At 37.9% G+C, this 13,906-nt stretch carries 13 protein-coding genes; 12 read left to right on the top strand and 1 reads right to left on the bottom strand.

Annotated features, from left to right (window positions below; all coding sequences use genetic code 11):
* Positions 1-76 precede the first annotated feature (76 nt).
* From FFM74_RS02325 to FFM74_RS02380, 12 genes are all read left to right on the top strand, one after another.
* The gene (locus tag FFM74_RS02325; RefSeq protein WP_171000629.1) at positions 77-1,210 is read left to right on the top strand and encodes an acyltransferase; all 1,134 of its coding nucleotides are present in this window, start codon (positions 77-79) and stop codon (positions 1,208-1,210) included.
* A gap of 307 nt (positions 1,211-1,517) precedes the next feature.
* Positions 1,518-2,231: a D/L-lactic acid transporter LarD gene (larD, locus tag FFM74_RS02330; protein WP_137625012.1), complete on the top strand. Its 714-nt coding sequence runs from the start codon at positions 1,518-1,520 to the stop codon at positions 2,229-2,231.
* 149 nt (positions 2,232-2,380) lie between these two features.
* A complete protein-coding gene (glf, locus tag FFM74_RS02335; protein ID WP_171000630.1) occupies positions 2,381-3,523 on the top strand; it encodes a UDP-galactopyranose mutase in 1,143 nt (380 codons plus the stop codon).
* Complete coding sequence (locus FFM74_RS02340; protein ID WP_137625014.1) at positions 3,520-4,179, top strand: sugar transferase; 660 nt, start codon at positions 3,520-3,522, stop codon at positions 4,177-4,179. Before glf ends, FFM74_RS02340 begins: the two co-directional genes overlap by 4 nt.
* Before the next feature lie 35 nt (positions 4,180-4,214).
* Positions 4,215-5,282: an acyltransferase family protein gene (locus FFM74_RS02345; RefSeq protein ID WP_137625015.1), complete on the top strand. Its 1,068-nt coding sequence runs from the start codon at positions 4,215-4,217 to the stop codon at positions 5,280-5,282.
* Entirely contained in the window at positions 5,279-5,896 is a 618-nt protein-coding gene (locus tag FFM74_RS02350) for a Wzz/FepE/Etk N-terminal domain-containing protein (RefSeq protein WP_137625016.1), read from the top strand. The genes FFM74_RS02345 and FFM74_RS02350 overlap by 4 nt, the downstream gene beginning before the upstream one ends.
* Positions 5,897-6,102: 206 nt before the next feature.
* Complete coding sequence (locus FFM74_RS02355) at positions 6,103-7,296, top strand: O-antigen ligase family protein (RefSeq protein ID WP_137625017.1); 1,194 nt, start codon at positions 6,103-6,105, stop codon at positions 7,294-7,296.
* Positions 7,297-7,341: 45 nt separating this feature from the next.
* Positions 7,342-8,118 (top strand): DUF4422 domain-containing protein, encoded by a 777-nt coding sequence (locus tag FFM74_RS02360; RefSeq protein ID WP_137625018.1) that lies wholly within the window; start codon positions 7,342-7,344, stop codon positions 8,116-8,118.
* The gene (locus FFM74_RS02365) at positions 8,042-9,172 is read left to right on the top strand and encodes a glycosyltransferase (protein ID WP_137625019.1); all 1,131 of its coding nucleotides are present in this window, start codon (positions 8,042-8,044) and stop codon (positions 9,170-9,172) included. The genes FFM74_RS02360 and FFM74_RS02365 overlap by 77 nt, the downstream gene beginning before the upstream one ends.
* A 4-nt stretch (positions 9,173-9,176) precedes the next feature.
* Positions 9,177-10,154, top strand: coding sequence for a glycosyltransferase family 2 protein (locus FFM74_RS02370; RefSeq protein ID WP_223877139.1), 978 nt, complete (start codon positions 9,177-9,179; stop codon positions 10,152-10,154).
* A 39-nt stretch (positions 10,155-10,193) separates the two neighbouring features.
* Positions 10,194-11,117, top strand: coding sequence for a GT-D fold domain-containing glycosyltransferase (locus FFM74_RS02375; protein ID WP_171000631.1), 924 nt, complete (start codon positions 10,194-10,196; stop codon positions 11,115-11,117).
* The gene (locus tag FFM74_RS02380) at positions 11,110-12,006 is read left to right on the top strand and encodes a glycosyltransferase family 2 protein (protein WP_223877138.1); all 897 of its coding nucleotides are present in this window, start codon (positions 11,110-11,112) and stop codon (positions 12,004-12,006) included. Before FFM74_RS02375 ends, FFM74_RS02380 begins: the two co-directional genes overlap by 8 nt.
* 119 nt (positions 12,007-12,125) lie before the next feature.
* On the opposite strand, the gene FFM74_RS02385 is transcribed toward FFM74_RS02380, so the two are convergent.
* Entirely contained in the window at positions 12,126-13,541 is a 1,416-nt protein-coding gene (locus FFM74_RS02385; RefSeq protein WP_137625023.1) for an oligosaccharide flippase family protein, read from the bottom strand.
* Positions 13,542-13,906: the final 365 nt, after the last annotated feature.

A 13,906-nucleotide genomic window follows, 5' to 3' on the forward strand; every position in this document is an offset into this window, starting at 1 on the left:
ATAATTGCTTGTCACAAAAATAATAAGTGCTTACGAGCATTATTGCATTCTGACAATAAATATGGGGGGCAAAAAATTGAGTGAAGGGACTAATAAGCACAAAAGTAGGAAGGTTGCATTTGACTATTTAAGAATTATAGCTATTTTTTTAGTGGTTGTTTGTCACAGTATTCCCGATGCATATCCATATTTTGGCAGCGGAACTGCTGCAGTACCACGCTTTGTCATGCTAAGTCTATTTGATAAGCTATTCAGTTCACTGATGGCAGTTGCTGGAAGACTAGGGGTTCCCTTCTTTTTCATGTTGTCAGGCTATTTCTTAATCAGTGGATTTCAATTGACTGACAAGGCAATCTCGTCATTTTACAAAAAGCGGTTTCTACGGCTTCTTATTACTTTTGAACTTTGGATGATACTTTATGAAATATTTGTTAGGTATATCTTAGGCGTAAAAGCGGGGCTATTACAAATTATCACGGAATTATTATTTGTTACGAAAGAACCAAGCTACCCGAATATATTGGGCAGTGTGATGATACAGATTTGGTTCATACCTGTTATTCTTGGTATTTATCTTTTCATGCCAGTGTTGGTGGCAATAGTTAAGAAGCTACCGGAGCGGTTTAGTAGTTGGCTAATTATTTTAGCAGTTGGGTTTAATTTTGTCATACCAACCGTGAATATTCTTCTTAAATTCTTTGGAAAGGACATAGGTGTTAATGTAAGCCTGGATCATGGTTTTGGTGGGACAGAATTTGGTGTGTATGTGCTCATCGGTGCACTTATTAGACAGGGAAGGTTAGCTAAAGTGTCAGGCCAACTACTTTGGGGAGGTACCATTATTGGCATTGGCGTGACTTGGCTAATGCAATATATTGGAAATACATTGATGTCCCAGTCCTATTTTACTTGGTATGATAATTTATTTATATTCATCGCTACTGTTTCAATATTTGAGTTGGTTAATCGAATTAGAACTGATGAATACTCTTTTTCCAACGTAATAATGGTGTTTTCAGGATTTAGTTTAGGTATTTTTTTAATTCATCGTCCCATTCAAATTATCCTTGAAAAATATTTATTCTTGACAAATTCAAGCATGTTTAATTTTTTTATCAATTTATTTGCAACATATTTTTTGAGTCTGCTGTTTGTCTATTTGTTGAGTAAGGTCAAAATTTTCAGAATATATTTATTGTATGAAAAATGAGTTGGCTTTATAGAAGTTGGGTCACAGTTCAGATATCATAGTTGACTGATATTATCCAGTATTTGAAGGTGGACGTACTCTCGTTATGTCAGCCAATTTTTATCACTTATATTAATGCTTACATCAGTTGGTAGACTAAGAATAGTCGCAAGATATTTTTCAAAAGGTGAACATTAGTAAATTTTACGTATTAAACAGTTAGTTTTTTGTGTATAATGATACCTATGTGAAAAAAAGACTATTACTTTCAGAAAAGATAAGATTAGTCAAATAAATTGGCGCTATAGCGCCGCAGGAGGAGAATATAGTGATTCATCAGCTTCTGGCAGAGTTCATGGGAACCGCTTTGATGATTATTTTTGGTGTTGGAGTTCATTGTAGTGAGGTATTGAAAGGGACTAAGTATCGCGGTTCTGGACATATTTTTGCGATTACGACTTGGGGTTTTGGGATTACGATTTCGCTATTTATTTTTGGTAATGTTTGTATTAATCCAGCCATGGTCTTAGCACAATGTTTATTAGGCAATTTACCTTGGAGTGTGTTCATTCCTTATTCAATTGCTGAAGTTTTAGGTGGCGTTGTCGGCGCTGTAATTGTTTGGATCATGTATGCCGATCATTTTAAAGCTTCGGAAGGTGAAATTTCACCAATTACCATTCGTAATTTATTCTCCACAGCACCTGCTGTTCGGAATTTACCTCGTAACTTCTTTGTTGAATTCTTCGATACTTTCTTGTTTATTTCAGGTATCTTAGCAATTTCACAAATTAAGACACCTGGAATCGTGCCAATTGGTGTTGGCTTACTTGTCTGGGCAATTGGTATGGGTCTTGGTGGCCCTACTGGGTTTGCCATGAACTTGGCACGAGATATGGGCCCACGGATAGCACATGCTATCCTACCGATTAAGAATAAGGCTGATAGTGACTGGCAATATGGGATTATTGTTCCTGGGATTGCGCCATTTGTTGGTGCTGCGTGTGCGGCATTGTTTATGCGTGGTTTTTTTGGTATTTAATAGAGTAAGTAAGTGGGCGACTGGTATATATTCCAGTTGTCCCTTTTTATATCATCTAGTTAGTTAATAAATGATAACGTGCAGAGAAAATCGTGTGTATGCCCCTTCTTTCTTAACTCTTTTTTGATATAATGGCTTAATGGTACTTTATGACTTGGAGGAAAATTAAATTGAGTAAATATGATTATCTGGTAGTTGGTGCCGGTTTATTTGGAGCGGTATTTGCCCATGAAGCAGCCTTAAAGGGAAAACGTGTCAAAGTTATTGAAAAACGTGACCACATTGCAGGTAATATTTATACCAAGGAAGTTAACGGTATTCAAGTTCATCAATACGGTGCACATATCTTTCATACTTCCGACAAGCAGATCTGGAACTACGTGAACCAATTTGCAGAGTTTAATCGTTATACCAACAGCCCAGTTGCAAATTACAAGGGGCGTATGTTCAATTTACCATTTAACATGAACACTTTTAGTGAACTATGGGGAGTTCGAACGCCTGCAGAAGCCAAAGCAAAAATTCAGTCTCAAAAAGATGCCGCACAGTTAAGTGGACAGCCTAAAAATTTGGAAGAACAAGCTATTTCGTTAATCGGAACAGATATTTACGAAAAACTAATTAAAGGTTACACTGAAAAACAATGGGGGCAGAAAGCAACGGACTTACCCGCATTTATTATTCGGCGTCTCCCAGTGCGTTATACGTATGACAATAACTACTTTAATGATACATACCAAGGAATTCCAATTGGTGGTTATACACAAATCGTTGAAAAAATGTTAGCTCATCCTGAAATTGATGTGGAGACTGGTGTGGATTTCTTTGCGAATAAAGATGAGTATTTAGCAGATTATCCTAAGATTATTTTTACTGGGATGATTGATCAATATTTCAATTATCAACTTGGTGAGTTGGAATATCGATCATTACGTTTCGAGAGTGAAGAACTAGATGTTGATAATTATCAAGGCAATGCTGTAATTAACTACACAGACGCTGAGACACCATTTACCCGAATTATTGAGCACAAACATTTTGAATTTGGTAAAGGTGACAAGGGCAAAACAATCATTACACGCGAATATCCAGCTAACTGGAAACGTGGTGACGAACCATACTATCCGGTAAACAATAGCCGTAATAATTCTTTATATAAGCAATACGCTGCCTTAGCAAAGGAAGAAGGCAAGGTCGTCTTTGGTGGACGACTGGGGCAATATCGGTACTATGATATGCATCAAGTTATTCATTCAGCGCTAGTATTATGCGACAGTGAGCTCGGCAAATGAGAATGATAAAAGCAAAAGAAAAAGTAGGTTGGGGGACCATGAAAACTTATTTATTATTGAAGCGATTTTTGGACATCGTTTTATCAATAGTTGCATTAGTTGTGCTTAGTCCCATTTTTTTAGTGGTCAGTATTCTGGATAGAATCGGCGATAATAAAGGGCCACTCTTCTATCGACAGGTACGAATTGGCCTCAATGGCAAGTCATTTAAGATTATCAAGTTTCGTTCGATGGTCGTGAATGCCGACGAACGTTTGAGAGCAAATCCTGAGTTGTATCAGGAATACATCAAGAATAGTTATAAGTTACCAGAGGGGCGAGATCCGAGAATCACGTCGCTCGGTCATTTTTTGCGGAAAACATCGGTAGATGAAATTCCGCAGTTTATCAATGTTTTGAAGGGTGAAATGGCGCTTATTGGTCCCAGACCGGTTGTAGAAGAAGAACTCTCTGAGTATGGTAAGCGGGTTGATAAGTTGCTTTCGGTCAAGCCGGGTGCAATGGGATATTGGCAAGCATCGGGGCGTTCGAATATTGGTTATCCACAGCGCTGTGAAATTGAATTATTTTATGTTGATCATGCGTCCTTGTCATTTGACATCAAGATATTTTTTAAAAATATTATTAGTATTTTCCGAAGTGAAGGAGCGTACTAAACAATCATAGGAAAGTATGTCATTAGGAGGCAGTGATGAAGCGGATTCGTTGGATAGATACGGTTAGAGGCATAGCCATATTGGCAGTAATCGTTGGTCATTCGTTACAACAGACTGATAATGGGTTATTAAATCAATATATTTATGCTGTCCATATGCCAATCTTTTTTATACTCAGCGGTTACTTGTATCGCGAGAAAGGCTATAAGCGTGAGTTCACCAATGGGTTAAAAAATTTGGTGGTACCATATGCTTTTACTGCTTTAATGGTAATTATTTTAGGACTGTTGACGCCTTACAGTTTTCATATTTTGAAAGCACAGTTTCCAGATTTTCAGAGTGCTATTAAGGGCAGTCTGTATGGAGCAGGTGACGTAGGAAAGTATGCTTTTTTCCAAAATATCCAACCAATTGGTGCAATTTGGTTCCTGCTGGCAATGTTTCTTGCCATTCAGATTTTTAATGTATTAATGCGAATTACCAAAGATGTGTACCATCGGGAATTTGTGAGGTTTGTTTTTTTTAGTACCTGTGGCGTGGTAGGATTTGAAATTGGACAAGTTTATTTGTTACCTTGGTCACTAAATGCGGCGTTTTTAGTGCAAGTCTTTTTATACATGGGCTATCTAATGAAGAAATGGCGCCTGCCATACAAGATTAGCTGGTTGCTTTTATTGATTAGCTTTGGGCTTTGGACAGTTAGTGCCTCCCAAGGCTTCCTTTCGGTTGTAACGACACGGTCACCCAATATGCTTGTCAGTATTGTCGGTGCATTTGGTGGTGCGGTTTGCCTGATTCAATTTGGCAAGTGGTTATCCAGATTTAAGAAAATGGGCAGTTTTTTACAAAAGTGTGGTCATTATTCGATAATCATTTTTTGCTTTCACCTAATTGATTTAGATGCATTTAATGTTGGTGGTGTGCTTGCTGCTCGGATGAACAATAGTGTTGGTCCTAATGTGGCTGCAATCATTGTGATTGTCTATCATCTGATTATTCCACTAATGGCGATGTATACGATTAAATGGGTTCCAATTGTGAGATCGATATATTTGTCGCGTGAATATCCATTTTTGAAAAGGAGCATCGATAATTCAAAATGAAAAGAGTAAGTCTCGGTGATGTCTTAACGCGTATTTGGAAAAATGTTTTCATAATAATTATCTCGATTGCTGTCTTTGCAACTGCTAGTTATTTTATTGCTAAAAAATATAGCAAACCTAGTTATTCGGTAAGTGGGCAAGTCATGCTTTATCACGGTCATTTGAATAAATTTGATAACTTGAGTGGTGATATCGCAATGATGCCGACGTATGCGCATGTGATTACAGATTCAAAAATTATTAATGAAGTGGACAGTAATTTAAGTCAACATGCTGGCTATCATTACACGGCTGATGAGTTAACCAACATGGTTTTAGCGACACCTGCCGCTGATTCAGTTGTCATGACCATCAGTGTGACCAATGTAGACAATAAAAAAATGGCGATTGATATTGTAAATGAAGTCAGAAATGTGACGAAGAAAAGATTGAATAATATTGCTGGTGCTGGAAATGTGAGAATTCTTGGTCCCATAAAGGATACCAACGTCGAAACAAAAACAGTTTTTTCAAAGAGTCAGATTATGGAAATTGGGTTGATTTTAGGCTTATTAGTGGGAGGACTTATTGCAGCCATTAAAGGTGCCAACCTACATGCCAGGGAAGAACATTAGGTGAGGTGTTGAATATGGCGTCATTTTGGATCGGTTTGAGCTTGTTTTCAAAGAATTATTTCAATGGTGTGCCAATTTTCTTTCATCGAGTAACTTTTTGGGTGATGCTCTGCTATTGTATCGTAACTGTACTTCGAAAGCAGAAACGTAACTTATTGACTGGTCAGATATATCGTCGGCCAGTTATTATTACAATGATGGTCGCGATGATTGCACAAGTAGTGGCGATGACTCTGAGCTTTCTGATTGCAAATAATACTGTACCAATGCCGGGGGTTTTAAGCGGAACGGTTCACTTTATTGAATTAGTGACGAGTATTATGCTTACCTATACAGCAATTGCAATTTCAATAGATAGTATTGCTGATATGCGGCGCTTTATTTTGGGCGTTTTTTGGAGTCTGTTGGGATTTGAAATACTTGTGCTAATTCCGCAGATTATTGCGACATCAACTAGAGCGCTTGATCCATGGGTAAACTTCTTAGGCAGATGGTTTGAAGATCGGGAGGCTGTTCGTCCAGATTTTTATTGGAACGGGAGTTATGTTTCAAGTCTTCTACGGGTGAATGGTTTTCAAGGAGAGGCAAGTTTTCTTGCGGCTCAACTTGCTTTGGTATTCATTCCGTTTTCCATCGCGGCGATTCGGAATCGAATCGATTATTTTCATGTTGACAGCAGTAAGACGAAGCTATTAAAATATTGGTTGGCAATTTTCAGTGTGCTTGTTATACTTTTTTTTGCCAAGACAACGACGGGTTTCTTAGTCATCGGTACAACACTAATACTATTGTTTTTAGCCGCCAATAAACGTGAAAAAGTTGCATTGGCGATTACCGCAGTCATTGGATTGGTTTTAGTTGGAGTGGCGTATAGTCGAATAGCCAGTATTCACACTTTGTTAAATGAATACTTATTTAACAAAGGGAATACTTCCAATCGTCTTGGTAATTCAATTGGGTTACTGATGACATTTTTACACCATCCAATTTTAGGTGTGGGGGAAGGCTTTACAAATTACTTCACATTTGAGTACGTCCCGTCCTGGACTAGAAATAATATTGAATATATTCAACACATCTTGCCAGAAAAGTCGTTTGCCCCTCAAAGTGTATGGGGGGCCATGTTTGCGGAAAATGGCCTGATTATCATGATTCCATTGCTGTGGTTTATTTGGGATAAAATCGCAACTAGTTGGCAAATGCGACGGGTAAAACATGAAGATTCTACCTGGAATGAACGGTTTAAGCATTCTCTCATGACGGCATTCTATGTTTATCTATTAATGTTTTTGATTTTAGGGTGCTTTAGTTTTCAAATCACAGATTTTTCGACTTTGTTGATGTTTTTCTTCTTTATACATGCAATTAATTGGTTCAGTGATCACGAGAAGATTCTATAAGCGAATGCAGCAAATTACTGTTGTTCAATTTAATGGAGGATTTAGATGGATATTAAAATAATGGTGGCAGCACATAAGCCATATAAAATGCCGGAAGATACGACTTTGTATTTACCTGTATTTGTTGGAAGTGCCCTGCGGCCAAAGCCTGACGATAGCTACACTGCAGATAACACAGGTGACAACATTTCAGCAAAAAACACCACATTTAATGAGTTAACAGCGCTGTACTGGGGTTGGAAAAACTTAGACTGTGATTATATCGGCTTGGATCATTATCGTAGATATATGACTTTACATAAGTCCAAAAACATAGTGGATGTCTTAACCTCGCAACAACTTAAAAAGTTATTCCAAACGACAGATATTATCCTGCCAACCAAGCGCCATTATTACATTGAGACTAACTATTCACATTATATTCATGTACACCATGTAGAACCGTTAGAACTGACACGCGAAATTATTTCAAAAAAATATCCACGATATTTAGCGTCATTTGATAAGGTACTAAAGCGTCGGTCAGCGCACATGTTTAACATGTATATTATGAAGAAGAGTCTTAACGACAAATACTGTAAGTGGTTGTTTGATATATTATTTACTTTAGAGAAACAGGTTGACGTTAGCGGCTATGACGAATATGAGCGACGAGTATTTGGGTTTGTGAGTGAATTATTACTTGATGTGTGGCTAGATGCAAATGATTTAAGCTATGTTGAAGTTCAAAAGTCCAATTTAGAAAATGAACATTGGTTTAGGAAGATTTTTAACTTTCTTTATAGAAAATTTTTTAGAGGTCACAGAGAAAATGTCAGGTAAGTCCAAAATATGTCTAGCTGTGCCGTATTTGTCGGGGCAGGGTGGCACCGAAACTATCTTAACGACAGTTAGCCAGCTTCTAATCAATGACTATGATGTGACAATTTTGTTTGCTGATGGTGTGGGTGACGTGGATTGGCCGGCACAGCTACCGGAGCAAGTAAAAACCGTTATGGTTAGCCATTCGAATAAGATAACGAGGTTACTAAAAATTGGTGCTTTTGTACTCAAGTCTAATTTTGATGCCTATATTGCGTTGAGCACCAGCCTGATTTTTTTATTCAGTGCGTTTAGAAAATTGGCGCTAAAAAAGTACCATTTAATTTCTTGGATACATTATTCGATCTATCATGAACAAACGGTTAACCCCAAATTTTTGAAGTTAGCGGATTATCATTTGGCTATCAGTTCTGGAATCCAGCGAGAGATTGAACAACTCGGAATTAACCCAGAGACTATTTTTTTAGTTTATAATTGTGTCCCAAGACAGACAGAAATCAAATATCAGTTTCAACCTAAAATGGCAGAGTTTATCTATCTGGGTCGGGTGACTTTTGAGGGGCAAAAGAATGTCAAACTATTGTTGGATTCATTGGCCGGGCTGAAGTCAGATTGGCACTTGACCGTTTTTGGTGATGGTGCTGATTTAAAACACTGTCAAAACTATGCAGAGAAGCTCGAAATTAGCGATCAGATTAGTTGGAATGGATTTGTGAAACATCCATGGCGGCAAGTCAATAAGGCGACTGCGTTATTATTAGCGTCGAATTATGAAGGGTTTCCGATGGTTGTACTCGAGGCAATGAGCTTTGGGCTGCCGGTTGTCACAATGAACTGTCCAACTGGTCCAAGTGATATTGTCAAAAACGACCAGAATGGCTATTTGGTGCCACTTGGCTCAATAGGTGCTTATACGCAAGCGTTGGAACAGGTAAGCCAGCACAGCTTTGATGTAAGCGATGTTCAGGAGTCAATTGGAGCGTTCTATCTTGCAAGTTATACTAAAAGGATGACAATGACACTTTCGAAGATTCTAAGGAAGGAGCCGCGCTGATTTGGTGAAATTGAGTATAATTATCCCAACCTACAACTCAAGTGCAACTATTCAAAAGTTGATGGCGTCGATTCTCAATCAAGACTGTGATTTTAATTATGAAATAATTTGTATTGATGATGGGTCAACTGATGATACTTGGTCAATTTTGAGTGAGTATTCTTTGAAATCAGACCAGGTCAGGAGTTATAAGCAACGAAATCAAAAACAGGCTGCTGCGCGCAATAATGGTCTGAAACATGCCACTGGGAAATATGTGATGTTTGCCGATGCGGATGATTTTTGGCGGCCTGGATTACTAAAACAAGTGTTTTTGACTGAAAATAAATTAACAATTTTTGGAATCGAAAAGAAATATAAGTCAGAGCGCGTTTTTGAAGTCAAATCGGCACTGACTGCCAGTACAACTCCTCAAGAAATTCTACAAAATTATCTCGCCAAGAATTTGGAGATGGACGTTGGTGTTTGGAATAAAGTGTTTTTACGAAAATTAATTGAGGAAAAGCAACTCGCATTTACTAATGAAAACTTTTTTGAAGATAGCTTATTTGTGTTAGATTATCTTTCAGAAATGACCCCTGCTGATATCAATTATGTTGAGAAGCCTTTATATGTCTTAATCAAGCAAGGGCATACGACAACGAGTCACTTTTCACCGGATATTATTAATAAGTCTAATCGTTATTATCGTATTGTTAAACAGCGCCTAGTGGCTTCAAGGCTCGATCAGCGGCAAATTGATGCACTATTGATTGCATTACGTAGTCGATTACTGATTCATGTTAGTCACCACTATATTCAGTATAGTCCAACCTGGAGTGCCAACTGGGAGAAAAATTTTCTTCAAGAGAGTATGAAAACGACTCCGGTGTTAAAAAACAATTTGCTTTCAATGAAGTATAAGGTATCATGGATAGGGCTTAGATATTTTCCTAGGGTGTACAAGTTATTATATCGTAAATATAAGCCAAGTCTGTCATAGGTGTGGTATTAATAAATGATAAAAAATTTTTTGTATAAATTGACACATCGTAATCTATTGAAGGTACTTGGGAACCGACTAACAGTCTTCTACTACAATTTGAAGTACTTGCGGTTACGTTCAAAGTTTGAGAATTATCATGTGATGAGTATCCCTGAAACGTTGAAGTTAATAACTGAAAAGCACCTATCAATCAGTCGGTTTGGTGATGGTGAGTTCAAGTGGATTGAAATGCGGAAACAAGATTCTTTTCAAAGACCTGATAGGAAACTGAGTGAACGGTTAAGCAAAGTGCTGGAGTCCGATAATGAAAACTGTCTTATTGGGTTGCCGGACGCATTTTCAGGAACGGCCCAATTTACGAATGACGGTAAACGTGGATGGCGACTGATTATGGCAAAGGATGTATTGCCAATGCTACCACGTTTGGATTTGAATCGAGTATATGGCAATGCAAATATTTCGCGGCCGTACATGGACTTTAAGGATAAAGAGGCTGCACATGATACCTTTAACCAGTTTAAGCAGCTATGGCATCAACGGCAAGTTTTGATTGTTGAAGGGGCTAAATCGCGTTTAGGTGTTGGCAATGATTTATTTCACTCTGCTGCTTCAGTTCATCGAATTTTGTGTCCTGAGCGGGATGCGTGGGAAAGGTACCAAGAAATTTATGATGCGACGATCAGAATTGCCAATCGTTTGGAAGATCCTATTGTAATTGTTGCTTTGGGGCCAACTGCCACAGTATTGGCGTTTGATTTGTCTCATGCGGGGATACAAGCTTTGGATCTTGGACATGTCGATGTCGAATACGAGTGGATGAAGGCCGGCTATCAAAAGAAGCATGCCATTCCTGGTAAGTATGTGAATGAGGCACCCACAGAAGGTGGTCGTGAGGTAAATGCGACCATCAATAATCAAAAGTATAACAATCAGATTGTTATGAAAGTAGGAATTGAGTAAATTGGAAAAGTCTACCTGTGCCATTGTCGTGACATATAATCGACTCGCGTTGTTGAAGCAATGCCTAGACAAGTTATTAAATCAGTCCGAACCAGTTTCACATATTGTTGTCGTCAATAATAAAAGTACGGATGGGACGACCTCTTATCTAAATGCGTTGAAAAATCCTAAGGTATTAGTGTTAAACATGTCTGAGAATTTGGGCGGTGCCAAAGGATTCAACACTGGAATGAAGTATGCTTTTCAAAAAACTCAGGACAACTTTTTTTGGATTATGGATGATGATACTTTTCCAGATGAAGACGCCCTGCGAGAGTTGTTGAAAGCAGAGCAAGACTTGCATGCTGAGGTTGGTTTTCTATGTAGCAACGTCCGTTGGAAGGATGGTCAAACGACTAATATTCCAGCAGTTGCCAGTCGATGGAGTGAAAAGATTGATTCGGGAATTGTCAAAGTTGAAACAGCAACTTTTGTTTCGGTGATGGTTTCAAGAAGGGTCGTTAGAGAACTTGGATTGCCCACAGCTGCGCTATTTATTTGGGGTGATGATACTGAGTTTACAACACGTCTTTCTGCAAAATATCCTTGTTATTTTGTCACTAACAGTCATGTGTTACATTTTTCCGAAAAAAACATTAGTGATGTGACCGTTGAAAACGATAGTTTAAATCGACTATCACGGTATAGATATATGTATCGGAATCTGATTTTTATTGACAAAAAATATCATTCGAAGAAGAAAATGATTAAACGAATTTTGGGAAATCTGATTTCTGCCTTATTAATTTTGTTCAAAAGTCATGATCATCGCTTTAAACGAAGTGGCGTCATTTTGAGTGGGACTTTTAAAGGGCTCATTTTTAATCCTAAAACTGAATATGTTAAGTAATAATGCGTTCTATTGGAGTTGTCAATTTGTAATTCTAATAGAACGTTTTTGTTTTTAGAACGAGCTATCTATAAAAAAGCTCGGCGGAAGTACCTCCGTCGAGCCTTTGAGCGAAATAGTTATTCTTTTCGAAAAAGTTTTAATTGTTTCAATATTGTTGGTTTCAAGATTAATAGCAGGCCAACATAAATGAGTAGCCCAATTAAGATTTGGATAATTAGATTGACCGTTGAAATTGGCATCATGACGTTAAGTTCATAGACTGTTATAAACATAATTACGGCTGAAAGTGCATATTTCCCAAAATTAATGAATAGTTTTGGAATACTCAGGTCTTTTCGGACACAGAACAATTGATATGCGGTAACGGCTAATTCTGAAAAGACCGTGGCATACATGGCACCACGAACCCCCAAAAATAGGATTAGCGGGACGTTTATGATTATATTAACGAGAGCACCAAGCACAACAGACTTGGTGAATTCCTTAGTTCTTTTCGTCGGTAATAAATACTGTTGTCCAAGAACATTACTAAGACCAATGAAGATAATAATTGGTGCTTCAATAATCAAAAGTGTATTGACCGATGAAAACTTAGCACCGAAGAACCAGGGAGCAAAGGTTGTGGCAACACCCGCAATTCCAAATGCCATTGGCATCGAAATTGCCAAAACAAAATCGAATGACAAGTATAAATACTTTTTCACCTGTGCCATTTTATGATTTGCATACAAGTTTGCGATGTGGGGTAACATGACAGTCCCGGTGGCAGTGACGACTGCCAAGACGATCTTGATTAATTTGTCCGAGTAATCGTAGTATCCTGAGGCCACGACTGAATCAAGTTTCCAAAGCATTGTCTTGTTAACCGCTAAATAAATGGTTGTGGCAACTTGTGGAACGAACAGAGACAACGATGGTAGTAAGTGCCGAAAAAGATTGATTTTAGGCCAGACCGGCTTAGAAATCGATTTAATCAGATACGGCCAGAGACTAACATTTCCCAAAAGCTGTGATAAAGAAAGTATTAAAATGTATGTGCCAACATCATGGCTGCTTTTAACAAGTGTAAAAATAGCAACTAACGATGCAAGTTTAACGAATGTGTTACGAACAACGGTTTTCTTAAAATCTTCTAATCCCATGAAATACCATGAAATATCAAAGGCACCTGCGATAATATAGAAGGACTGATAAAAAAAGGCCATCTTAAACTGGGTTTCAAACAGTAGAAAAATTAAAAAGGCAATGTAGGCGAGGGCAATCGTTAGAATTTGTAACAATTCGATTTCCCAAAACACTTGTGAACGCTTTTGTTCATCATCTCTAATAAATGCAATTTCGCGATTGCCGTATATTGTGATTCCAACTGTTCCAGCTAACAGAAAATAGGTAATCACTGAATTTGTCGTCGCATTGATACCAACACCGGTTGGACCAAGCACACGAGAAATATAAGGAACTGTAAGTAATGGTGTTAGCAAGATTAGAAGATTATAACTGGCGTTGTATAGGTAATTTTTGACTAACTTCATTAAGGTCCTCCTCAGAACGGATGACTAAAATAATCAATTTGATGTATAAAAACGACCTTTTCATTTTAGCATATTATGTCTTCGAAGTGTGTTGAATTTGGGACTTAAAGCTAGTCCTAACCGACTGGCGGTGGAAATAAAGAAGCTGAGGGTCAACCAATCGATGGACAATAGTTAATGCTTACGTGGTAGCTTTTGTTTGATGGTGCGCCCCAATATGAATAGAACAGTTGGAAAGCATTGTGGCGTTAAGCCGATAAAGTGTAATAAAAGTTACTATCGAAAAACGGCTCTATAATATCTGTTGTTGGTAATCAAGACCAATCTTGATTACTGGCAACGGATTTTTTATGTGCTTTTTATAC

Origin of the sequence: Lactiplantibacillus pingfangensis, assembly GCF_005404945.1 — a bacterium.
GTDB lineage: Bacteria > Bacillota > Bacilli > Lactobacillales > Lactobacillaceae > Lactiplantibacillus > Lactiplantibacillus pingfangensis.